The organism is Hydrogenophaga crassostreae, assembly GCF_001761385.1.
Classification (GTDB): Bacteria; Pseudomonadota; Gammaproteobacteria; order Burkholderiales; family Burkholderiaceae_C; genus Hydrogenophaga; species Hydrogenophaga crassostreae.
In genome coordinates, this window is record NZ_CP017476.1 from 1,029,992 (window position 1) to 1,053,078 (window position 23,087).

23 protein-coding genes are annotated in these 23,087 nt (G+C 59.2%); 7 read left to right on the top strand and 16 right to left on the bottom strand.

Going from position 1 to position 23,087, the window contains the following annotated elements; all coding sequences use genetic code 11:
- Positions 1–18 precede the first annotated feature (18 nt).
- From coaE to LPB072_RS04990, 5 genes are all read right to left on the bottom strand, one after another.
- Positions 19–633, bottom strand: coding sequence for a dephospho-CoA kinase (coaE, locus tag LPB072_RS04970; RefSeq protein WP_066092412.1), 615 nt, complete (start codon positions 631–633; stop codon positions 19–21).
- Complete coding sequence (locus LPB072_RS04975) at positions 630–1,484, bottom strand: prepilin peptidase (protein ID WP_066092415.1); 855 nt, start codon at positions 1,482–1,484, stop codon at positions 630–632. Before LPB072_RS04975 ends, coaE begins: the two co-directional genes overlap by 4 nt.
- Positions 1,484–2,701: a type II secretion system F family protein gene (locus LPB072_RS04980; protein WP_066092418.1), complete on the bottom strand. Its 1,218-nt coding sequence runs from the start codon at positions 2,699–2,701 to the stop codon at positions 1,484–1,486. Before LPB072_RS04980 ends, LPB072_RS04975 begins: the two co-directional genes overlap by 1 nt.
- 30 nt (positions 2,702–2,731) lie before the next feature.
- On the bottom strand, positions 2,732–4,471 hold the full coding sequence (gene pilB / locus LPB072_RS04985) for a type IV-A pilus assembly ATPase PilB (RefSeq protein ID WP_066092421.1): 1,740 nt from the start codon (positions 4,469–4,471) through the stop codon (positions 2,732–2,734).
- Between the two features lie 294 nt (positions 4,472–4,765).
- The gene (locus LPB072_RS04990) at positions 4,766–5,695 is read right to left on the bottom strand and encodes a polyprenyl synthetase family protein (RefSeq protein ID WP_066092424.1); all 930 of its coding nucleotides are present in this window, start codon (positions 5,693–5,695) and stop codon (positions 4,766–4,768) included.
- Positions 5,696–5,970: 275 nt separating this feature from the next.
- Between LPB072_RS04990 and rplU the strand changes: the two genes are divergently transcribed.
- The 4 genes from rplU (at position 5,971) to proB (ending at position 8,969) form a co-directional block, all read left to right on the top strand.
- Positions 5,971–6,282 (top strand): 50S ribosomal protein L21, encoded by a 312-nt coding sequence (gene rplU, locus LPB072_RS04995; protein ID WP_066092426.1) that lies wholly within the window; start codon positions 5,971–5,973, stop codon positions 6,280–6,282.
- Between the two features lie 15 nt (positions 6,283–6,297).
- Positions 6,298–6,555 carry a 50S ribosomal protein L27 gene (gene rpmA / locus LPB072_RS05000; protein WP_066092429.1) on the top strand — a complete coding sequence of 86 codons (258 nt, stop codon included), beginning with the start codon at positions 6,298–6,300 and terminating at the stop codon, positions 6,553–6,555.
- Between the two features lie 129 nt (positions 6,556–6,684).
- Positions 6,685–7,764, top strand: a complete 1,080-nt coding sequence (cgtA, locus tag LPB072_RS05005) for an Obg family GTPase CgtA (protein WP_066092432.1) — start codon at positions 6,685–6,687, stop codon at positions 7,762–7,764.
- Between the two features lie 41 nt (positions 7,765–7,805).
- A complete protein-coding gene (gene proB, locus LPB072_RS05010; RefSeq protein WP_066092435.1) occupies positions 7,806–8,969 on the top strand; it encodes a glutamate 5-kinase in 1,164 nt (387 codons plus the stop codon).
- 36 nt (positions 8,970–9,005) lie between these two features.
- Here proB and LPB072_RS05015 read toward each other — a convergent pair whose 3' ends face one another.
- Positions 9,006–9,653 (bottom strand): RNA pyrophosphohydrolase, encoded by a 648-nt coding sequence (locus LPB072_RS05015; RefSeq protein WP_066092438.1) that lies wholly within the window; start codon positions 9,651–9,653, stop codon positions 9,006–9,008.
- Between the two features lie 187 nt (positions 9,654–9,840).
- Here LPB072_RS05015 and LPB072_RS05020 point away from each other — a divergent pair, with 187 nt between their 5' ends.
- Positions 9,841–11,586 (top strand): proline--tRNA ligase, encoded by a 1,746-nt coding sequence (locus LPB072_RS05020; protein ID WP_066092440.1) that lies wholly within the window; start codon positions 9,841–9,843, stop codon positions 11,584–11,586.
- The gene (locus LPB072_RS05025) at positions 11,583–12,239 is read left to right on the top strand and encodes a lytic transglycosylase domain-containing protein (protein ID WP_066092443.1); all 657 of its coding nucleotides are present in this window, start codon (positions 11,583–11,585) and stop codon (positions 12,237–12,239) included. Before LPB072_RS05020 ends, LPB072_RS05025 begins: the two co-directional genes overlap by 4 nt.
- Before the next feature lie 340 nt (positions 12,240–12,579).
- Here LPB072_RS05025 and LPB072_RS05030 read toward each other — a convergent pair whose 3' ends face one another.
- The 5 genes from LPB072_RS05030 to hemA form a co-directional block, all read right to left on the bottom strand.
- Positions 12,580–13,584, bottom strand: a complete 1,005-nt coding sequence (locus LPB072_RS05030; protein WP_066092679.1) for an AAA family ATPase — start codon at positions 13,582–13,584, stop codon at positions 12,580–12,582.
- 164 nt (positions 13,585–13,748) lie between these two features.
- Positions 13,749–14,072: a Grx4 family monothiol glutaredoxin gene (gene grxD, locus LPB072_RS05035; RefSeq protein WP_066092446.1), complete on the bottom strand. Its 324-nt coding sequence runs from the start codon at positions 14,070–14,072 to the stop codon at positions 13,749–13,751.
- Between the two features lie 47 nt (positions 14,073–14,119).
- A complete protein-coding gene (gene prmC, locus LPB072_RS05040; RefSeq protein ID WP_066092449.1) occupies positions 14,120–14,953 on the bottom strand; it encodes a peptide chain release factor N(5)-glutamine methyltransferase in 834 nt (277 codons plus the stop codon).
- A gap of 106 nt (positions 14,954–15,059) precedes the next feature.
- A complete protein-coding gene (prfA, locus tag LPB072_RS05045; protein ID WP_066092452.1) occupies positions 15,060–16,142 on the bottom strand; it encodes a peptide chain release factor 1 in 1,083 nt (360 codons plus the stop codon).
- A 90-nt stretch (positions 16,143–16,232) separates the two neighbouring features.
- A complete protein-coding gene (gene hemA, locus LPB072_RS05050) occupies positions 16,233–17,525 on the bottom strand; it encodes a glutamyl-tRNA reductase (RefSeq protein WP_066092455.1) in 1,293 nt (430 codons plus the stop codon).
- Between the two features lie 48 nt (positions 17,526–17,573).
- On the opposite strand from hemA, the gene LPB072_RS05055 reads away from it, so the two are divergent.
- Positions 17,574–17,843, top strand: coding sequence for a hypothetical protein (locus LPB072_RS05055; protein WP_066092458.1), 270 nt, complete (start codon positions 17,574–17,576; stop codon positions 17,841–17,843).
- A gap of 3 nt (positions 17,844–17,846) precedes the next feature.
- Here LPB072_RS05055 and ugpQ read toward each other — a convergent pair whose 3' ends face one another.
- The 5 genes from ugpQ to ugpB form a co-directional block, all read right to left on the bottom strand.
- The gene (gene ugpQ, locus LPB072_RS05060) at positions 17,847–18,611 is read right to left on the bottom strand and encodes a glycerophosphodiester phosphodiesterase (RefSeq protein ID WP_066092463.1); all 765 of its coding nucleotides are present in this window, start codon (positions 18,609–18,611) and stop codon (positions 17,847–17,849) included.
- Positions 18,608–19,612, bottom strand: coding sequence for a sn-glycerol-3-phosphate ABC transporter ATP-binding protein UgpC (gene ugpC / locus LPB072_RS05065; protein WP_066092466.1), 1,005 nt, complete (start codon positions 19,610–19,612; stop codon positions 18,608–18,610). The genes ugpQ and ugpC overlap by 4 nt, the downstream gene beginning before the upstream one ends.
- Positions 19,613–19,656: 44 nt before the next feature.
- The gene (gene ugpE, locus LPB072_RS05070) at positions 19,657–20,511 is read right to left on the bottom strand and encodes a sn-glycerol-3-phosphate ABC transporter permease UgpE (RefSeq protein WP_066092469.1); all 855 of its coding nucleotides are present in this window, start codon (positions 20,509–20,511) and stop codon (positions 19,657–19,659) included.
- 119 nt (positions 20,512–20,630) lie between these two features.
- Positions 20,631–21,512 (bottom strand): sn-glycerol-3-phosphate ABC transporter permease UgpA, encoded by an 882-nt coding sequence (gene ugpA, locus LPB072_RS05075; protein ID WP_066092472.1) that lies wholly within the window; start codon positions 21,510–21,512, stop codon positions 20,631–20,633.
- A gap of 98 nt (positions 21,513–21,610) precedes the next feature.
- Positions 21,611–22,933, bottom strand: a complete 1,323-nt coding sequence (ugpB, locus tag LPB072_RS05080; RefSeq protein WP_066092475.1) for a sn-glycerol-3-phosphate ABC transporter substrate-binding protein UgpB — start codon at positions 22,931–22,933, stop codon at positions 21,611–21,613.
- Positions 22,934–23,087 lie beyond the last annotated feature (154 nt).

Consider the following 23,087-nt stretch of genomic DNA (forward strand, 5'->3'; position numbering starts at 1 on the left):
GGGGCAGGAGGTCTTTCATCATAGCCCGAACTTGTCAGCAAGTTGTTTCACCACTGCCTCCAGTTCGAGCAAACTCAGTTGCTCGTTAAAAAGCACGGCATCCGCTGCCGCCAACCGGATCGATCGCAGGCTTTGACTGTCAATCACGGCACGGGTACTGGCTTCGCTCCAACCGCTGCGCGACTCGACGCGAGCGATTTGGGTAGATTCAGCGCAGTCTACAACCCATACGAAATCGAGCTGCTGGCGCCATCGTGGGCTCTCCACGAGAAGAGGGAGGTCAAAAACCAGACTTCTGGCCGTTGTTGTGTTGACCCTGGTTTGAATGGCTTGAGCGACCAACGGGTGAATGATGGCTTCGAGCTGTCCTCGCGCTGAAGGATTGGAAAAAATGTGTTCACGCATCTTTGTCCGGTCCAGCGATCCGTCCGGGCACACAAATGCCCGGCCAAACCGCTGTGCAATCTGAGGCATGGCCGCGCCACCAGCCTGGGTCGTCGCTCGGGAGATGGCATCTGCGTCGACAACACAGGCACCCAAAGATCGCAAGGTGGCGGCGACAGTGCTCTTCCCGCTACCGATGCCACCTGTAAGCCCCAGTTTGAGGGGTGGGATTCGTCCGGTACCGTTCACAAACCGATGAATCGCAAGAAGGTCCCGGGCCCGGTGATCATCGCGGTTGCTCCGGCGATCGCAAGGAATGGACCAAATGGCACGTAACCACCTTCCCGCAGCTTGCCAAGGACCTTGATGCCAAGACCAATGGCCGCGCCGATCAATGAGGCCATCAATATGATCGATACAAGGGCTTGCCAGCCGAACCATGCACCCAATGCCGCATACAGCTTGAAATCGCCGTAGCCCATGCCTTCCTTGCCTGTGATCAGCTTGAAGGCCCAGTACACCAGCCAAAGGGAGAGGTAGCCTGCGACGGCGCCCCACAATGCGTCCGGTAGTGTCGTATCAATGATGCCCAATGCGGATGCACACAGACCGGCCCACAGCAAAGGCAAGGTGATGTCGTCGGGTAGTAGCGTGGTGTCCCAATCGATGCAAGCCAGAGCCAACAGCGCAGCCGAAAACCCGCACCATGCAGCGGCTGTCCAGGTGAGCCCCCAGTGCCAACCACACCAAGCGAACAGAGCAGCGTTCAACAATTCCACCGCGGGATATCGAGGGCTGATTCCGGCATGGCAGGAGCGGCATCTGCCACGTAAAACCAGATAACTCGCCACAGGAATGTTTTCGAACCATTGAATGGCATGACCACAATGGGGGCAGCGGGACCGGGGAACCATCAGGTTGAAAGGTGGTTCTTCAGCATGACCTTCTTTGGCGCCGACGTCGGTCAGATCGGCACACTCGGTCGCCCAGCGCATTTCCATCATTTTGGGCAGGCGGTGGACCACGACATTCAAGAAACTGCCAACCAGCAAACCCAGCACTCCGAGCAGTGCCGCGTCCATCGCCTCCACGCCGTTCATTAAACGACTTGGCCGAGTTGGAAAATAGGCAGATACATCGAAACAACGATGCCGCCAATGATGGTTCCGAGCAGTACGATGATGATGGGTTCCATCAGGCTGGACAGGCCAGCGACCATGTCGTCTACTTCCGCTTCATAGAAGTCGGCTGCCTTGCTCAGCATATGGTCAATTGAGCCGGATTCCTCTCCAATCGCACACATCTGCAGGACCATGGAGGGGAAAAGCTGGACGTTGGTCATCGCGTTGGTCAGGCTGGTGCCTGTCGATACCTCTTGCTGAATTTTCTCGGTGGCTCTGGCGTAGATCATGTTGCCAGCGGCTCCCCCGACTGAGTCCAGTGCTTCGACCAGCGGAACGCCTGCGGCAAACATCGTTGAAAGGGTGCGCGTCCAGCGAGCAACAACGGACTTCTCGACAAGCGTGCCGAAAATGGGCAGTTTCAGCATCACGCGATCCATGAAAAACTGTACTTTCTCACTGCGCCGCCATGCTTGCAGGAAAAAATAACCTCCTCCAAAGATCAACCCGAAGATCAACCACCAGTACTCAACAAAGAAATCGCTCATGGCCATGACCATGAGCGTTGGCGCGGGCAACTCGGCGCCAAAGGAGGCAAATACCTGCTTGAACGACGGGATCACCCAAATCATGATCACGGCAACAACGACAAAAGCTACCACGATCACAGAGATGGGGTACATCAAGGCCGATTTGATTTTTGACTTGATGCCTTCCGTCTTCTCCATGTATTCGGCCAAACGGTCAAGCAGCTCTTCCAGAATACCGGCCGCTTCACCGGCCTCGACCAGGTTGCAATAGAGGCTGTTGAAATACAGAGGATGCTTGCGAAAAGATGCGCTGAGCGACGTACCGGTTTCTACATCCGACCGGATGTCATTGAGCAGTTTGGTGACGTTGGGGTTGGGATTGCCCCTGCCGACAATGTCGAATGCCTGCAAAAGCGGGACACCTGCCTTCATCATGGTCGCGAGCTGGCGCGTAAAAATGGCAATGTCTTTGGGTTTGATGCGAGCGCCTCGGGTGGTCCTGCGCTTTTTGACCTTTGTGGTCACGATCCCCTGGCGCCGCAGTGCGGCGGTGACCTGGTTTTCACCACCTGCACGCAATTCACCGCGAACCTGTTTTCCGTTGCGATCCTTCCCTTCCCATTCGAAAACGAAGTCTTTGATGCTCTTGGATGCTGCGGTTGCCATGTTTTCCTCGGGTTCTTGGTATGTTCGAGCTTACTCGTTGGTCACGTTCAAGATTTCCTCAAGCGAGGTCATGCCTTGTTTGACTTTGAGAAGGCCCGATTCACGGAGGCTTCGCACGCCATCCTTGGTCGCCTGCAGGGCAATATCCAGTGCGCTTCCACCCTTGAGGATGATGCGTTGCATTTCCTCTGTAATCGGCATCACTTGGTAGATGCCAACTCGTCCCTTGTATCCGTTATTGCACGCCGAGCAGCCTACGGGCTTGAACGGGGTCCAGCTGCCGTCCAGTTCCTCGGCCTTGAAACCCGCCTCGATCAGCGCTTTGCGAGGTACATCCAAAGGCACCTTGCATGTGCCACACAGTTTTCGGGCCAAACGCTGAGCGGTGATCAGGATCACACTGGAAGCGATATTGAACGTGGGAATGCCCATGTTCATCATGCGGGTCAGCGTCGTGGGCGCATCGTTGGTGTGCAGAGTAGACAGCACCAAGTGACCCGTTTGCGCGGCCTTGATTGAAATGTCCGCCGTTTCAAGGTCGCGAATCTCACCCACCATGATGATGTCAGGATCTTGGCGCAGAAAAGCTTTAAGCGCAGCTGCGAATGTCAGGCCTGCTTTTTCGTTGACGTTCACCTGGTTGACGCCAGGCAAGTTAATTTCCGAAGGGTCTTCGGCCGTGGAAATGTTGATACCCGGCTTGTTCAGGATGTTCAGGCAGGTGTATAGAGAAACGGTCTTCCCCGACCCCGTTGGCCCTGTCACGAGCACCATCCCATAGGGTCGTGAAATGGCGTCCAGCAGGCGTTCCTTTTCCTCTGGCTCGTAGCCCAGCGCATCAATGCCGAGTTTGGCGCTACTCGGATCCAGAATACGGATCACGATCTTTTCGCCAAACAGCGTGGGCAGTGAGCTGACCCGAAAGTCGATCACTCGATCAGGCCCAACCTTGAGCTTCATTCGACCGTCTTGGGGTATCCGTTTCTCGGAAATGTCCATTCGCGAAATCACCTTGATCCGCGAGGCCAGTTTGTCTTTGATCGCAATAGGTGGTGACGCAATCTCTCTCAGCTCACCATCGATACGGAAACGCACCCGGTACTGGTGTTCGTATGGTTCGAAGTGCAGGTCAGAGGCGCGCATGTTGAAGGCGTCCAGCAGCATCTTGTGCAGAAACTTGACCACCGGAGCGTCATCAACTTCGGCTGTGAGCGTCTTATCGCTCGATTCTGTGACGGCAGCCTCGGCCGCCATTTCGTCAAATTCGAATTCGCCACCAATGATGTTGTCCATGGCCTGATTGGCCGTGGTCGACTGGCTTTCGACCAGTGCGCTGAGCTTGTCAAACTCGGCAATGACCCAGTCGACGCCCAACTGTGTCGCGAACTTGATCTTTTCAGCTACCTGCTGGTCTGCAGGGTCTGCCGTGGCCACCAGCAGCCGGTTGTTGCGTTTGCTAAGGACAACGATTCGGTAGTCCGAGCATATTTTCGGGTCGAGCAGGTCTTGCGGGAGACGCTGAGCATCAATGGCATCGAGATCCAGCAACGGCGCAGCGAAAGCGACCGACATGGTGTGGGCCAGGTCCGACGCCGATACCGCACCAGACCCAGTGAGCTCGGCAATGAAACTTGTGCGCCCGCTTTGGGCCTTTTTATAAAGATCCTCAGCCGCTTTTTGGTTGAGTTTTCCTGCAGACACCAGCGCACGTCCCAAACCGGGGAGTGCCATGGAGGATGTGTCCTGAATCACCGTATCAACAGATGCCATAGAGCCGTAATCTATCGTAAATCAATGACTTGGCGGCGATTATTGACGCAATTTGTGTCGAATTTTCCCTTCGAACACCCTTTGCCGTTGTTTCGAGGGTGCTCAAATGGGCGTGAGTCGCATACGCCTAAGTCGTTTAGGGATTGGTGACTGCGCTGAGTTCAAGACAGGATTGGCCGGCGCAAGCAGGACCCAGTCGGCAGCAATCGCCTCCCCGAGCATGGTACCGCTCTTGGCGAACGAGCTCTCTGCCGACCCTGATCGATTCTATGGCGCGAACGCTGACGTCAGCAGTCAGTTGCGGCGGTCAAGCAAGCCGTTTGCCAATTCTAGCAAAGCACCCTTGTAGGCGCTGGGCTCCAAGGCGGAAAGTGCGTCGATGGCCCGCATTGCCTCTGCGGCAGCGCTGGCCCTTGCCGCATCGAGAGCCCCGCTGCTCCGGATGATATGCAGAATCTTGTTCTGATGGGTCAGGTCGCCGTTTTCAATGGCGTTTTTGATGAGCTCCTGGTCATCTGTGCTTGAGCGTTGAAGCGCGCAAATCAGTGGAAGTGTGACTTTCCCTTCGCGCAAGTCGTCACCCAGGTTTTTCCCGAGCAGTTCGGCATCCCCTTCGTAATCCAGCACATCGTCAATAACCTGAAACGCGGTGCCGAGTGCTTGCCCATAGTTTGCACAGGCCGCTTCGACCTCACTGCTGGCGCCTGCCAAGATGGGCGCCAGCCGGGCGCTTGCTTCGAACAATTTGGCAGTTTTGGAGCGGATGACGCGCAAATAGCTCATCTCATCCAGCGAGGTATCCCGCATGTTCATCAGTTGGAGAACTTCACCCTCGGCAATGACGTTGGTGGTGTCGGCCAACACCTGCATTACCCGCATGTTGTCCACGCTGACCATCATCTGGAATGCCCGCGAATACAGGAAGTCGCCAACCAAGACGCTTGGCGCGTTGCCAAACCGCTCGTTGGCTGTTGCGCGACCTCGGCGCATGGTGGATTCGTCGACCACGTCATCGTGAAGCAAGGTGGCGGTATGGATGAACTCCACCACGGCCGCCAGAGTGAATCGATGGGGGTCCCTGCTTTGAAGTGCACCACTGATCAACAGCAACAACGCGGGTCGCAGTCGCTTGCCGCCTGCGGAAATGATGTATTGGGCCACCTCCTTTACAAGGGGGACTTCAGTGGTGAGTCGCTCGCCGATCACGCGATCGACCTGTTGCATGTCTCCTTGAACGAGGTCCAGGGGATGGGCTTTTTGTGAGGCAGGTGAGGTCAAGGTCGTCGCCGGGATATGTTCAGGCTCGGGATAGGGCGGTACTGATTATAGGAAGGCTGTCGCCGGTGACTTTGGACGCCGTCAACAGGCTGAAATGGCGAGGCTGATTTCCGGCATCGGAATCCCCTGGTTGTGCACTTGCGGACCCCATGTTAAACTCTTGGGCTCGGTGGAATTCGTCTGCCGTGTTTCCATTCGTGGAATTATTTCAAGAGGTTCATATGTACGCGGTCATAAAAACCGGTGGCAAACAGTATCGTGTTGCTGCCGGCGAAAAAATTAAAGTAGAACAGATTGCTGCGGATGTGGGCCAAGAGATCGTGTTTGACCAGGTTCTGGCAGTCGGCAACGGCAGCGAGATCAAGGTAGGCACTCCCTTGGTTTCCGGCGCAACGGTCACAGTCACGGTTCTGGCACACGGCAGGCACGAAAAGGTCACCATCTTCAAGATGCGCCGTCGCAAGCACTACCAAAAGCGCCAAGGCCATCGTCAGAATTTCACCGAACTGCAGGTTGCGTCGATCGCAGGCTGAGAGGAGTAAGAGAAAATGGCACAGAAAAAAGGCGGCGGCTCAACGCGAAACGGGCGCGATTCCAAGCCCAAGATGCTCGGCGTTAAAAAATTTGGTGGTGAACTGGTTAGCGCCGGTGCCATCATTGTTCGCCAGCGCGGCACCCGATTCCATCCCGGCGACAACGTCGGTATTGGTAAGGACCACACCCTGTTTGCAACGGCCGAAGGCCATGTAAGCTTCGCCATCAAGGGCGCACTGAACCGCCACGTGGTCAGCATCACACCCGCCTAAGGTGTTGATGGGCCCTCAGCGGTGAGCGCAAGCTTGCATGCTGTCGGGCTGCCATTGTGAGCAAATCAGTGAAAAAGGGCCCGCAATAGCGGGCCTTTTTGTGTTGGGTCATCCAGGAAAGCGTAAGTCATGAAATTTGTAGACGAAGCCACCATCGATGTCGCTGCTGGCGATGGGGGCAATGGCTGCGCCTCCTTCCGGCACGAGAAGTACAAAGAATTTGGAGGACCCGATGGCGGCGACGGTGGCCGGGGCGGGCACTTGCTCGCCATTGCCGATGCGAGCCTGAACACCTTGGTCGATTTCCGTTTCACCCGTCGATTTGAAGCGCACCGGGGTGAGCACGGCAAGGGCTCCGATATGTTCGGCATCAAGGGTGATGACATCGTGCTGAAGATGCCTGTGGGCACCATCATTGCCGACGCTGAAACGGGTGAGGTGCTGCATGAGTTGCTGGTGCCTGGGGAGCAAATCACGTTGGCCAAAGGTGGCGACGGTGGTTTTGGCAACATGCACTACAAGAGCTCCACCAACCGCTCGCCCCGCCAGAAAACACCGGGCTGGGCTGGCGAACGGCGCACACTCAAGCTGGAACTCAAGGTCTTGGCCGACGTGGGTTTGCTGGGCATGCCCAATGCTGGGAAGTCCACCTTGATTGCCGCGATTTCCAATGCGCGCCCCAAAATTGCTGATTACCCTTTTACAACGCTACATCCGAATTTGGGTGTGGTACGCGTGGCGCCAGAAAAGAGTTTTGTGGTCGCGGACGTGCCGGGATTGATCGAGGGAGCCTCTGAAGGTGCGGGGCTAGGCCATCAGTTCTTGCGGCATTTGCAACGCACGCGCGTGCTGTTGCATCTGGTGGACGTTGCACCGTTTGACGACACGGTAGATCCGGTCGCTCAAGCCAAAGCCATTGCCGCTGAGCTCAAGAAATTCGACCAGAAGCTCTACGACAAGCCACGCTGGTTGGTGCTCAACAAACTCGACATGGTGCCGGCCGACGAGCGCGAAGCGCTGACCAAAGACATTGTCAAGCGCCTCAAGTTCAAAGGCCCTGTGTTTGAAATTTCTGCGTTGACCCGCGAGGGCTGTGAGCGGTTGATCCAATCGGTGTACGAATACCTTGCCAAGGAATTCCGTTCACACTTGCCAGATGAGAACCCCGATCCACGCTTCGTGGACGAAGCCGATCCCCGCGGCATCTGACCTGCGCCCTGTCTGTTAAACCCTATTTGTCATTGCCCCTCATGAGCGATGTTGTTACCGATGCGAGTTTGATCTCGTCTTTTGAGGGGCCGTTGAAAAAGGCCCGCCGCATCGTCGTCAAGGTGGGCTCCAGCCTGGTCACCAACGAAGGGCGAGGCCTCGACGAGCAAGCCATTGGACAGTGGAGCCAGGAGCTTGCAGCGCTGGTTAAGGAGGGGCGTGAGCTGATCATGGTCAGCAGTGGTGCGATTGCAGAGGGCATGAAACGCCTGGGTTGGGTGGTGAGGCCCAAAGAGGTCAATGAGCTGCAAGCCGCGGCCGCTGTGGGCCAGATGGGACTGGTTCAGATGTACGAGCGCAAGCTCCGCGAGTGTGGTGTACGCAGTGCGCAAGTGTTGCTCACCCATGCCGATCTGTCGGATCGCGAGCGGTACCTTAATGCGCGATCCACCTTGCTCACGCTGTTGAAGTTGGGCGTGGTGCCTGTGATCAACGAAAACGACACGGTGGTCAACGACGAAATCAAGTTTGGCGACAACGACACCTTGGGTGCGCTGGTTGCGAACCTGGTTGAGGCTGATGCGTTGGTTATCCTGACCGATCAAAAAGGCCTCTTCACAGCGGACCCACGCCGCAATCCATCCGCACAATTCGTGCATCAGGCGCGTGCCGGCGATCCGCAGTTGGAGGTGATGGCCGGGGGTGCCGGTTCGGGCATCGGCACCGGCGGCATGATTACAAAAATTCTGGCAGCCAAGCGGGCGGCAGGCTCAGGAGCCTCGACGGTGATCGCCTGGGGACAGGAGCCTAACGTATTGCAGCGTCTGTGTCAGGGCGAGCCCATCGGTACCTGTTTGATGGCCAATACGGGCAAGAGCCAGGCACGAAAGCGCTGGATGGCCGATCATCTGAAGTTGCTGGGAGCTGTGGTGGTTGATGACGGCGCTGTCGGCAAATTGGTGGGTGAGGGCAAAAGCTTGTTGCCCATTGGCATGACCTCGGTGGTGGGCGATTTTTCGCGTGGCGATGTGATCGCTGTGCGCAGTGCCGAAGGGCGCGAAGTGGCCCGGGGACTGGCCAACTATGCGAGTTCGGAAGCGCGTTTGTTGTGTCGCAAATCGTCTGTCGAGTTCGAGCGCCTGCTGGGCTATGTGGCGGAGCACGAGATGATTCACCGCGACAACCTGGTGTTGACGCGCGCCTGACAGGCCTTCCATTTCAGGGCGGCGCTGTCGGTACGGCTATTTGCCTTCGCTGGCTCGCAAATCACTTTGAGGGTCAGGATCGAAGCTGGCGCCAGGTGGCAGTTCCATACCCGGTGGGCCGCCTTGAATGATGGGCCGTTCAAAATCCGCGGCCTCGCAAGCGACCCTGTGGCGAGCGACGTTGCCACGCAAAAAGCGGTTGCGGTAGTCTCCGCGTGGAAGGTAGCGGGCCAACTCGGTCAGAGCCATTTCATAGACGCCACGTTTGAACTCCACCACCACGTCCAGCGGCACCCAGTAGTCATGCCATCGCCAAGCGTCAAATTCCGGGTGACTGGTGGCACGCAGATTCAGATTCCAGTCATGTGCGACCAAGCGCAACAGGTACCAGATTTGTTTCTGGCCTTTGTAGTGGCCGCGTGCGTCGCGCCGAATGAAACGGTCGGGCACTTCATAGCGAAGCCAATCGCGCGTTCGAGCGACGATGTCCACGTGTTCGGGCATCAAGCCCACTTCTTCGTGCAACTCGCGGAACATGGCCTGTTCCGGCGTTTCACCTCTGTCGATGCCACCCTGCGGGAATTGCCAGGAATGGGAACGGATGCGTTTGCCCCAAAATACCTGGTTTTTCTGGTTGAGCAGAATGATGCCGACATTGGGCCTGAAGCCTTCTCTGTCAAGCATAATCAATCCCAATTTTTTAAACTGTGTGGATTATGCATCGGCCCTCGCGGCTTGCGAAGCGTTTCTCTCTCTGAAGACCGCTTTTGCAGGGGTAAATCCCAATGGTCGATACCGTCTTGGCATCGAACCCAGCGTTTAAAACTCCCATGTTGACTATTCATTGCCGTTTGCGCGGCCGCTTTGCCCTATGAAAGCTTCCCAGTTCTTCATCTCCACGCTCAAAGAAGCCCCTGCAGAGGCCGAGGTGGTGAGTCACCAACTCATGACGCGTGCGGGCATGATCAAAAAACTCGGCGCTGGCATCTACACCTACATGCCGATGGGCCTCAGGGTGATCCAGAAAGTGGAGCGTATCGTTCGTGAAGAAATGAACCGTTCTGGTGCGGTAGAGATGACCATGCCAGTCATTCAGCCCGCCGAGCATTGGCAGGAAACGGGGCGGTTTGAGAAAATGGGCCCTGAGCTGCTGCGCATCAAAGATCGCCACGGTCGAGATTTCATCGTGCAGCCCACCAGCGAAGAAGTCGTGACCGATATGGCGCGCCAAGAGCTGCGCAGCTACAAGCAATTGCCCAAAAATTTCTACCAGATTCAAACCAAATTCCGCGACGAGCGCCGTCCGCGTTTTGGGCTGATGCGCGGGCGCGAGTTCATCATGAAAGACGCCTACAGCTTCGATCGCGACGAAGCCGCAGCCAAGAGCAGCTACCAGGTCATGGCTGCCACCTACCGCCGTATTTTTGACCGCTTCGGTTTGACCTACCGCGCCGTGGCCGCTGACAGCGGCGCCATCGGCGGCGATTTGAGCGAAGAGTTCCAGGTGATCGCGGCCACGGGCGAAGACGCTATCGTCTACTGTCCGGGCAGCGAGTACGCGGCCAACATGGAAAAAGCCGAAGCGCTGGCACCCGCTGGTCCTCGCCCCGCCGCCACCAGCGCCATGGTCAAGACGCCCACGCCGGGCAAGAGCACTTGCGCCGATGTGGCCGAGTTGCTGAGCGTGCCGCTGGCGTCAACAGTCAAGTCGCTGGTGCTCGCCACCGATGAACTGAACGAGGCTGGCGAAATCGTGAAGAGCCAGGTGTGGCTGCTGCTGCTGCGCGGCGACCACGACATGAACGAAGTCAAGGTGAACAAGTTGCCGGGGTTGAACGTGGGTTTCCGGTTTGCCTCCCTGCCTGAAATCGAAGCCCATTTCGGCAGCAAGCCGGGTTACCTTGGCCCCGTGAACATGAAGCAGCCGGTGAAAATTGTTGCCGACCGCGAAGTGGCCGTGATGGCCGACTGGATTTGCGGCGCCAACGAAATCGATTTCCACTTTACCGCCGTCAACTGGGGCCGCGATCTGCCCGAGCCCGATATGGTGGCCGATATCCGCAACGTGGTCGCTGGCGATTCGTCGCCCGATGGCAAAGGTGAGCTGGTCATTGAGCGCGGCATTGAAGTGGGCCATGTGTTCTACCTGGGCACCAAATACAGCCAAGCCATGAACGCCACCTTCCTGGCCGAAAACGGCAAGCCTGCGCCGTTTGAGATGGGCTGCTACGGCATCGGCATCACGCGCCTGCCAGCCGCCGCTGTGGAACAAAACCACGACGAGCGCGGCATGATCTGGCCCGATGCGCTGGCGCCGTTCACCGTGGTGATCTGCCCCATTGGCATGGAGCGCAGCGCCGAGGTCAAAGCGGCCGCAGAAACCTTGTATGCCGAACTGATGGCTGATGGTGTGGATGTGATCCTTGACGACCGTGGCGAGCGCCCTGGTGCCATGTTTGCCGATTGGGAACTGATCGGCGTGCCCCACCGCGTGACCATCGGCGACAAGAGCCTCAAAGAAGGTCAGGTCGAATACCAGCACCGCCGTGACGCAGCGTCCACCAAGGTGGCTGTTGCCGAAGTGGCGGGTCTGTTGAAGAGCCGCTTGAACGCATGAGAGAGTCTCAGGGATTCGCGCTCTCCAGACGTGACTGCCTTGGTTGGGCCGGCGCAGCGGTGGCGGGGGCTTCCGGCGCTGCAGTTTGGGTGATGCCCGGTACGGCACGGGCAGGTCAGGTGGAAGAGCCGCTGGCAGATTCGGTGCGCTCGGCCTTGAGCGGAGCGATAGCCAACAAAGCCCCACCTGAGCCCGAATTCGAAAGCATGGAAAAACGCCTGGCGCATTTGCGCTGGCTGGGCGCCATGAGCGACCGGCTCAGGCGGCGCAAACCCGATTTCCAGACCCGCATTGAATTTCTTCAAACCGTCTGGTATGAGAGCAAGCGGGCTGGCCTGGACACCACCATGGTGATGGGCCTGATCCAGGTGGAAAGTGCGTTCCGAAAGTTTGCCATCTCTTCCGTGGGCGCGCGAGGCTACATGCAGATCATGCCGTTCTGGTCACGCCTGATCGGCGACGGCGATGCCGGCAAACTGTTCAATATGCAAACCAACTTGCGCTTTGGTTGTGTGATCCTGCGTCACTACCTGGAAACGGAACGCGGCAATACCTTCATGGCGCTGGGCCGGTACAACGGCAGCCGGGGGCGCGATACCTACCCCAATGCTGTATCCAGGGCAGCGAAGAATTGGGTGCATCCCGACGCTTGAAGTCCGGCTCTCAGGTCAATCGCTCCCTCTTTTAGATCGCCCCAAATGAGCCTCATTCTCTCTGGGTCGTCCTCTACTTGGTGAGCACCGTTTTAGGCTGGTGGATTGTTTGTGGTGGCGCAGCCTCTCGCCTGGAAGGCTGGCCATCATGGCTCGTCATCGGCTGGGAGCATCCATGGACTGCTGAGCAAATTGCGTTCCACTTCCTGATGTGTTGGCTTGGACAAACATTGTGGTTCGTCGAAGGACTGTTTGTTCCTGAAGCAAGACTGTTCTTTTGACGGTGCTGATGGTGAAGCAGGTGTCGTGAGCCAGCTTTTTTTGCGCCAATTGCTCTCCGCTACTGCAAAAAACCCATCCGCGACTTCCCGCCGCCCACCTTGGGCAAATCCCCCGGCTCCATCTCATAGCGGTTGGCCAACCGCGCATTGCCAAACGCGGTCACCAGCGCGCGGCGCATTTCCCTTGGGGCTTGGGTGGCCAGCAGGTCGAGCACATCGTCGCGGGGTTCCTGCTCAAACCGTTGACCCCAGTCGTGTTCGTTGCGGATGCCTCGGTACAGGTGGGCGGCAATTTTCCGGGCTGCTTCGGGGGAGGGCGGTGCGATTTCGAACACGTTCATGCGGTTCAGAATCGGGTCGGGGATGGCGCTTTCGCGGTTGGCGGTGGTGATCCATATGACCTGGCTGGCATCGATGGCCACGTCGGCGAATTCGTCCACGAAGCTTTGCGCGGTATCGTGCTCAAGCAGGCTGTAGAGCGCACCCAGCGGGTCGTATTGGGCGTCGGCAGCCGCTTTGTCGATCTCGTCGACCACGATGACGGGGTTGGCGTATTGCCCTTCCACCAGCGATTCAAACACCCGGCCAGGCTTGGAGCCCTTCCATTGAGAAGACGAGCCTGAGAGCAACCAGCCAGCGGTCATGGAGCTCATGGGCACCAGGCTCATGCTGGTGCCGAGCAGATCGGCGATCTGACGGGCGAAGTGTGTCTTGCCCACGCCGGGCGGACCGAGCAGCAGGATGGGGGTGACTTCCAGACTGTCTCGGCTGTCCTGGCTCAGCGCCACATGGCGCTTCACATCGTCGAGCACGTCTCCAAAATTGGGCAGCAGATCGTACAGTGGCTCCATATCGGGCACGCCAGAAGGTTTGACCGCAAAGCGCTCAGGGCCGCGTTCGATCATGCGCTGATACATGGTGATCAAGGTCTCATGTTCGCGCTCGCCACCCTTGGCCTGCAATTGATGGAGCTTGCGCTCCACGTCGTCGGCGTTGAACACGTTGCGCATCTGGGCGATGGGCAAGCCCTTGTGGGTGGAAGCGACCAGGCTGTGTGAGCTCATGCGGTTCTCCATTGTGTTGTGCGACAACTTGATTCAAGCACAAGTCATGCCTGGCTTCAACGCGAAAAAAACCCAGAAAAGGAGCACCTTTCCACGTTATGCCGAATTCAGAAATGCAAAAACCGCCCGGAGGCGGTTTTCATCGTGGGGCAACTGACGACCGATCAGGCTTGGCCGCTGATCACTTGTTGCAGCTCACCGGATTCGTACATCTCCATCATGATGTCCGAGCCGCCGATGAACTCACCCTTGACGTAGAGCTGGGGAATCGTGGGCCAGTTGCTGAATGCCTTGATGCCCTGGCGAATGCCTTCGTCTTCCAGTACGTTCACGGTTTTCACGGTTTTGGGATCAACGCCGCATGCCTTGATGATCTGGATCGCGCGGCCGGAAAAGCCGCACATGGGGAAACTGGCGTTGCCCTTCATGAAGAGCACGATGTCGTTGGATTTGACCAGTTGGTCGAGTTGGGCTTGCACGTCGCTCATGGCGGGCTCCTGAAACAGTAGGGTTTGTGAACCGGAAAGATGCTCAATTATCGCCGTTTGGGCCACTGGCCACCGCTGCAGCGTTGAATGCCTGCAAGGTCGGTGCGGCTGCTCACTTGCTCGAATCCCCGCATTGAGAGCAGGTCGCGCACCGCCTGGGCCTGATCGTGGCCATGCTCCAGCAGCAGCCAGCCGCCGGGCTCCAGCGATTCGGGAGCCATGGCGATCAGGGCGCGAATGTCGTCCAGGCCATCGACGCCGGCTGTGAGTGCGGTGACAGGTTCGTGGGTCAGGGCGGGCAAGTGGTGGTCGCCTTCAGCAATGTAGGGCGGGTTGCTGGCGATCACGTGGAAGTGCTCGCCTTTCACGGCATGCAGCCATGAGCCATGTTTAAAGGTGACTGCGAGGCCAAGGCGCGCGGCGTTGCCGCTGGCCACGGTCAGAGCACCGTCACTGGTGTCGGTGGCGGTGACTTGTGTTGCCGGTTGCTGGTTTTTGACTGCCAGCGCGATGGCGCCGCTGCCTGTGCCCATATCGAGGAAGCTTGGCTGATCGGTGAACCGAGCCAGGAGATCCAATGACCATTCCACCAGCGCTTCTGTGTCAGGCCTGGGTACAAGCACCCTTGCATCGACTTTCAAGACCAAACCAAAAAAGGCTTTTTCACCATGGATGTACGCTAGCGGCTCACCAGTGAGGCGGCGCTGGGTCATCGTTTCCAGCCGCAATCCGGCCTCCGGCGTGAGCGGGTCTTGGTCGTGGCGCAGCAACCATGCGCGGTCGTTGGGGTCTTGATCCAGAGCGAGCAGGAGCAACATCTGCGCATCCAGCCGTTCCAGGCCGCACGCCTGGGTCTTGAGCAGGGCGTCTTTCAACGTCATAGGGCGCCTGCGAACGAGGGCGCCCGTGGAACCGGCTTCGCCGGGCCATTGGTCGCGTCCTCCATCCTCCAGGTGAGGGGGGTGGACGCAAAGCGGCGCAGGGGGGTCATATTTTCCCTTCCAGCTCGGCCAGCAACTCGGCACCGCGCTCAACCTGCAAGGCATGGATCACATCGCCCAGATCGCCTTCCATCACGGCCAGCAGTTTGTAGATCGTGAGGTTGATGCGGTGGTCGGTGAGACGGCCCTGGGGGAAGTTGTAGGTGCGGATGCGGTCGCTGCGGTCGCCGCTGCCGATCAGGCCTTTGCGGGTGGCAGCTTCTTTCGCCGCGCGCGCGCTTCGGTCTTTTTCCTGCAGGCGCGCGGTGAGCACTTGCAGCGCCTTGGCCTTGTTGCTGTGCTGGCTGCGGCCATCCTGACATTCAGCGGTGATGCCGGTGGGCAGGTGCGTCACGCGCACGGCCGAATCGGTCTTGTTGATGTGTTGCCCGCCGGCGCCGCTGGCGCGGTAGGTGTCGATGCGCAGTTCGCTGGGGTTGAGTTGCACCGCCTGGGCTTCGTCAGGCTCGGGCATCACAGCGATGGTGGCCGCGCTGGTGTGCACACGGCCTTGCGTTTCGGTCACGGGCACGCGTTGTACACGGTGGCCTCCCGACTCGAAGCGCAGCTTGCCATAGGCGCCTGCGCCCACGATGCGCAAGACCACTTCTTTGTAGCCGCCGAGTTCGCTGGGCGACTCGCTGACGATTTCGGTGGTCCAGCGCTGGGTGTCGGCGTAGCGCGTGATCATGCGCGCCAGGTCGCCCGCGAAGAGGGCGGATTCATCGCCGCCGGTACCGGCGCGGATTTCAACGAAGGCATTGCGTTCGTCGTCCGGGTCTTTGGGCAGCAAGAGCAGTTGCAGCTCGCTGTCGAGGGTTTCCATCTCGGCCCTGGCGTGGTCGATTTCGTCTTGCGCCATTTCTGCCATGTCGGGGTCGTTCAGCATGCCGTTGGCCGTCGCCAGGTCTTCTTCGCGCTGCAGGTAGCGGTTGAAAACTTCGGTGATTGTGCTGGCTTCGGCGTGTTCCCGGCTGAGGGCGCGGAAGCGGTCCATGTTGTTGACCACGTCAGGCGCGGCCAGCAGAGCGTCGAGCTCGTGGAGCCGGGCGCGCTGGCGCATCAAGGTGCTGTGGACAAAGGGCTTCATGTGAAAACTCGTTGAAAGTGGGGCGCCATGGAGGGTGGCAGAACGACGGCGTGCTGCCCAGCGTTGGCCGGGCGGGCGTGTGAAACGTCGCTAGGATTGGCGCGGGGGCTTGCCCGCATCGTCGCGCAAGAAGAGGCGCGAGACAGTTTGCGCCATGACTGCGCGGGCTTCGGCATCGCCGCTGCGCAGTTCGGCGAGGGTGCCGTGCAGCATCTTTTGGGTCAGACCGCGCGCCAGCGCTTCCAGCACCACATCCACCGGCTCGCCTTTGGCCAGCAGCTTTTTGGCCCGCGCCATTTCGGCTTGGCGCCAGTCGTCGGCCTGGGCGTGAATTTGCTGGATCAGCGGGACCACGCCGTGGTCCGGATTGCGCTGGTCCATCCAGTGCATGAAGCTCAGGACGCCAGCGTCGATGATGGCTTCAGCCTGGGCCACTGCGGCCTGCCGGTTGTCTTTGCCGGATTGCACCACGCTGGCGAGATCGTCCACCGTGTACAGGTAAATGTCTGACAGGCCTTTGACTTCAATTTCGATGTCGCGCGGCACGGCCAGATCCACCATGAACATGGGACGATGACGGCGCTTTTTCAAGGCGCGCTCAACAGCGCCCAGGCCGATGATGGGCAGGGTGCTGGCGGTGCAGCTGATGACAGCGTCAAACTCGTGCAACCGGTCGGGAATGTCGGCCAGGCGCATGACTTCGGCGCCGAAGCGACCCGCCAGCTTTTCACCGCGCTCTAGCGTGCGGTTGGCGATCGCCATGCTTTTGGGTGTTTTGGCCGCGAAATGCGTGGCGGCCAGCTCGATCATGTCGCCTGCGCCGACGAACAGCACCCGAATGTCTTTCAGGTCTTCGAACAGCTGACCTGCCAGGCGCACTGCGGCGGCGGTCATGCTGATGGAGTGGGCGCCGATTTCAGTGGAGCTGCGCACCTGTTTGGCCACCGAGAAAGAACGCTGGAACAACTGGTGCAGCGTGGTGCCGAGGGCGCCAGCTTCTTCGGCGGCGCGCACCGCGTCTTTCATCTGGCCCAGGATCTGGGCTTCGCCAAGCACCATGCTGTCGAGCCCGCTTGCCACGCGGAAGGCGTGGCGGGCGGCCTGGTCTTCGCGCAGCACGTAGGAATGGTCTTTGAGCACATGGATGCCCACGCCGCCCGTCTTGGCCAGCCACTCCAGTGTGGGCTCTACCGAAGACTGATTGCCCGTGGCATACAGCTCCGTGCGGTTGCAGGTGGAGAGCAGTGTGGCTTCGGGTTGGCTCGGAAAACTGGCGCGGTAGCCATGCAGGGTTGGCTGAATTTGGTCGAGCGCAAACGCAAACCGGCCCCGCAAATCAAGCGGGGCCGTGTGGTGGTTGATTCCAAGCGCCCAAACAGACATGTTCAGATTATAAAATTGAAGCACTATGCACGCACTGGATTCGACAACATGACATTTATGGGCTTCTGGGGCCATGTGCTGGGCCTCTTCCTGCCCGCGCTGGGAGTAGCGATTATCTTGATGGCCATGCCCCGGCTGTGGCCCCGCGCTGTCAAGGGCCGGTGGCGCTTCAAAACCGAGGCGCTGACCTTGGTGGGCAGCGGGATGCTGGTGTTGCTGGCCGGGCTGGTGATTTTTGGCCGCGACGGCAAGATGCTGACCTACTCCGCGCTGGTGTTGGTGCTGGGCACCTTGGCCTGGTGGAACCGCCGGCGCTGAGGCTCAGCGATCGGGCTGGAACCGGTCCACGCGGTCGGTGATGATGCCGTCGAGCTGCAGATCCAGCAGGCGCTGCACGTCTTCCGGCTCGTTCACGGTGTAGGCCAGGGCGCGCAGGCCCAATGCGCGGGCTTCGTCGCGCATTTCGGCATTCCAAAGCCGGTGGTTGCACACCAGCGCCTGGCATTCGAGTTGGGTGGCGGCTGCTTGCCAGCCGGCCCAAGCCGTGTCCAGCAACAACCCTCGGCGGAGTTGAGGGGCGGCTGATTGGGCTGCCGCCAGAGACGCGGGTTGAAACGATGTCAAGAGTGGAGCCATGTTGGAAGGCTGGCCCGCCCACAGCCGCGCTGCTGCCAAAGCCACTTGTTCACCGGTCAAGGCTTCCAGTCCTTTGGTGGGCTTGATTTCGATGTTGAGCCAAAACCGGTTGGCCTGGCAGAAATGGGCGATGGCTGCCAGCAAGGGCAAGGGCTCGCTGGCATGGTTGGGAGAGTGCCAGCTTCCGGCATCCAGCTGGCTCAGCTCGACCCACGGCAGCAGTCCCGCTACGCCGTGACCGTTGCTGGTGCGTTCCAGTGTGTCGTCGTGCAGCAAAAACAGCTCGCCATCGGCGCTCAGTTTCACATCGCATTCGAACATGCGGTAGCCGTGGGTGGATCCCAGCTTGAAGGCGGCGAGTGTGTTCTCAGGCGCCAGCTTTCCCGCGCCCCGGTGGGCGATCCACAAGGGGTAGGGCCAATCTGCGGGATAAGCGGTGGCAGTGTTCACAGGCGCTGACCCGAGGCCGCATCGAACCAGTGCATACGGTCCTCGCGCGGTTGCGCCAGGATGGTGCTGCCCACGGCGGGCGCTGGCTGGTCCTCATGGGTGCGGATGATGAGGCCTTCGCTGCCCAGTTTGACGTGTACCAGGCGTTCGGCGCCCAGCAGCTCCACCGTTTCCACCTGGAGTTCCCAGCCGGCATCGCCGATGTCCAGGTGCTCTGGGCGAATGCCCAGAATCTGGCCGGCTTTGCCACCGGGTGCGTTCTTCAACAGGTTCATTGGCGGTGAGCCCATGAAGCTGGCCACGAAGGTGGTGGCGGGGCGGGAATACACCTCTTCGGGCGTGCCGAACTGCTCCATCTTGCCGCCGTTCATGACGATCATGCGCTGGGCCAGGGTCATGGCTTCGACCTGGTCGTGGGTCACGAACAGCGAGGTGATGCCGAGTTCGCGGTGCAGTTTTTGAATCTCGAGGCGGGTCTGGGCGCGCAATTTGGCGTCGAGGTTGGAGAGGGGTTCGTCAAACAGAAACACCTTGGGCTGGCGCACGATGGCCCGGCCCATGGCCACGCGCTGGCGCTGGCCACCGGAAAGTTCCCGCGGTTTGCGTTGCAGCAAATGGCCCAGTTCCAGAATGGCGGCGGCTTTGTCGACGCGTTGCTGGATTTCAGTTGCCGGCATTTTTTTGATCTTCAGGCCGTAGGCCATGTTCTCGAACACGCTCATGTGCGGGTACAACGCGTAGTTCTGAAACACCATGGCGATGTCGCGTTCGGCGGGTTCCAGTGTGTTGACCACGCGGTCGCCAATGGCGATGTCGCCGCCGCTGATGTCTTCCAGGCCTGCGACCATGCGCAGCAGGGTGGACTTGCCGCAGCCCGAAGGGCCGACGATGACAATGAATTCGCCTTGGGCGATCTCGGCGTTGACGCCGTGAATGACTTGCAGTTCGGTCTTACCGGTCCGGTAGCGTTTGACGACGTTGCGAAGGGATATGGATGACATGAGTTTTTTTTTCTGAAGTGGGTGCTGTGTGAAGGCTGCTGGGCTTACTTTTCAGTGTCCACAAGGCCTTTGACGAACCAGCGCTGCATCAACATGACGACCAGGGCCGGTGGCAGCATGGCGAGGATGGCCATGGCCATGACCACGTTCCACTCGGTGTACGACTCGCCCGAAATCAGGCGCTTGATGCCCATGACCACGGGGTACATGGACTCATCCGTGGTCACGAGCAGCGGCCAGAGGTATTGGTTCCAGCCGTAAATGAACTGGATCACAAAAAGCGCGGCGATCGACGTTCTGGAGAGTGGTAGCAGGATGTCCTTGAAGAACCGCATGGGCCCTGCACCGTCTATGCGGGCAGCTTCCACCAGCTCATCGGGCACGGTCAGGAAAAACTGGCGGAACAGGAAGGTGGCGGTGGCCGAAGCGATGAGCGGCACGGTGAGGCCCGCGTAGGTGTTCAGCATGCCCAGGTTCGCCACCACTTCATAGGTGGGGCCAATGCGCACCTCGACCGGCAGCATCAGCGTCACAAAGATCATCCAGAACACCAGATTGCGCATCGGGAAGCGGAAATAGACGATGGCAAAGGCGGAGAGCAGGGAAATGGCGATCTTGCCGATGGTGATGATCAGCGCGCTCATCAGACTCACCCACAGCATGGGACCAGCCGCTGGAATCTGGCTGCCTGCGCTTGTGTATCCGCCGAACAGGGCAGCTTTGTAGGTTTCGATGGCGTTGCCGCCTGGCATCAGCGACATCGGGAAAGACTGTGAAATCTGCTCCAGCGTTTGCGTGGAACCGATGAACGTGACGTAGAGTGGGAAGCCGACGATGAAGACACCGAGCAGCAAGACCACGTGGGAGAGGACGGTCAGTCCTGGGCGTTTTTCAATCATTGCAATGCACCATGAAAAGAAGCGATGTCCAACCCAGAACGCCGCCGATCCGGCTTTGCCGGTCGGCCAGCGTTGCCCCTTGGGGGGGTGACGACGAAGTCGGCGCGGGGGGTGCTCATCTAGTAGTTCACTTTCTTCTCGACAAAGCGGAACTGGATCACCGTGAGCGTGACCACGACCACCATCAGCACCACCGACTGCGCAGCTGAGCCACCCATGTCCAACGCCTTGAAGCCGTCGTAATAGACCTTGTAGACCAGGATGGCGGTGTCTTTGCCCGGGCCGCCTTGGGTTGTGGCGTCTACGATGCCGAAAGTGTCAAAAAACGCGTAGACGATGTTGATTACCAGCAGGAAGAAGGTGGTGGGCGAAAGCAATGGGAAGACGATGGTCCAGAACCTGTGCCAGGGGCTGGCGCCGTCGATGGCAGCGGCTTCGATAAGCGACTTGGGGATGGACTGCAGACCGGCCAGGAAGAACAGGAAGTTGTATGAAATCTGCTTCCACACAGCCGCCGCCACGATCAGTGACATGGCGTGGTTGGCGTTGAGCAGGTGGTTCCAGTCCAGTCCCATGGCTTTGAGGTAGTAGGCCGCGATGCCCATCGGGGACGCGAACATGAACAACCACAACACACCGGCAACTACGGGCGCCACGGCGTAGGGCCAGATCAGCAAGGTCTTGTAGACGGAGGCGCCTTTGAGCACCCGGTCGGCCATCACGGCCAGCAGCAGTGCGATGGCCAGGCCCACGGTTGCCACCAGAACCGAGAAAACCGCGGTGGTCTTGAACGAATCGAGGTAGCTGTCGTCGTTCCACAGGCGTTCAAAATTTTCCAGCCCAACGAACTGGGTGGACAGACCAAAGGGGTCCTGGGTCAGCAGACTTTGGTAAATCGCCTGGGCCGCCGGCCAGAAAAAAAACACCAGCACGATGGCCATCTGGGGCGCAATGAGCAGCCAGGGCAGCCAGGCCGACTTAAATCGAACGCGTTTTTCCATGGGGAATAGGAGGTTGGAAAACGAAGGGGATCAAAACGCAAAATCCGCCCTGGGCGCACGAGGCGCCAGGGCGGATGCCGATCAAGGAATGGGTGAAATCAGCGCTTGTTGGCTTTTTCGAAGCGTGCAAGTTGCTCGTTGCCGCGCTTGATGGCGGCATCCAGTGCGGCTTTGGGCGCCGTTTTACCAGACCACACGCCTTCAAGTTCTTCATCAATGATGGTGCGGATCTGAACGAAGTTGCCCAGGCGGATACCGCGCGACTTGTCGGTGGTCTTGCGGATCATCTGGTTCACGGCCACGTCGGTACCCGGATTCTTTTTGTAGTATCCGCTGTCGTCGGTCAGCTTGAACGAAGCCAGGGTGACAGGCAGGTAGCCGGTGCGCTGGTGGCTGGCTGCCGCGACTTCGGGTTTGCCGATGTAGGTGAAGAACTTGGCCACGCCCTTGTATTCGTCGGCCTTCTTGCCAGACATCACCCACAGGCTGGCGCCACCAATCACGGTGTTTTGTGGTGCGCCGGGTGCATCTGGGTAGTAGGGCAGGGTGCTGGTGCCGGAGGCGAACTTGGAGTTGCGCTTGACGTTGCCGTACAGACCGGAGGAGCCCGTGATCATGGCGCACTCGCCAGAAACGAACGTGGCGTCAGCGGCATTGCCACGGCCTTTGTAGACAAACAGGCCGGTCTTGGCCATGTTGGCCAGATTTTCGATGTGGCGAACGTGCAGAGGCGTGTTGAACGACAGGCGTGCGTCCATGCCGCGCATGCCATTGCCTTTGGTGGCGAACTCGGTGTTGTGCCAGGCCGAGAAGCTTTCCAGTTGGGTCCAGCTGATCCAGCTGGTCGTGAAGGGGCACTTGTGGCCAGCGGCCTTGAGTTTGCCCGCGGCCAGGGCCACTTCGGGCCAGGTGGTTGGCGGCTTCTCGGGGTCCATGCCGGCGGCCTTGAAAGCGTCCTTGTTGTAGTGGAACACCGGGGTAGAGCTGTTGAACGGCATGCTCAGCATCTGGCCATTGGGGGCGGTGTAATAACCGGCGACGGCAGGCACATAAGCCTTGGCGTCGAATTTTTCACCGGCATCGGCCATGACTTTGCCCACGGGGACGATCGCGCCCTTGCTTGCCATCATGGTGGCGGTGCCGACCTCGAAGACCTGCAGGATGTGCGGTGCATTGCCCGAGCGGAAAGCCGCGATGGCCGCCGTCATGGATTCGTCATAGCTGCCCTTGAAGGTGGGCACGATGGTGTATTCGGTCTGGCTGGCGTTGAATTCCTTGGCCAGATCGTTGACCCATTCGCCCAGGGCTCCGCCCATGGAGTGCCACCATTGCACCTCGGTCGCGGCTTGGGCAGGGGCGCTGATCAGGGCGGCGAGCGCCATCGCGCCAGTCAATGCGGTGGTTTTAATCGTGTTTCTCATTGGGTCTCCATCGGGTCAAACGGTTGAATTTGCGGGGCTGAGCTTAGGTGAGTTGTATGACAAAGCCATTGCACCTTTGTGACAAGATTGTGGCAACAGGGCTTTCCATGAGAGGCGTGGGTGTATGTTGCACTGCGGTACCATCGTCATTCAG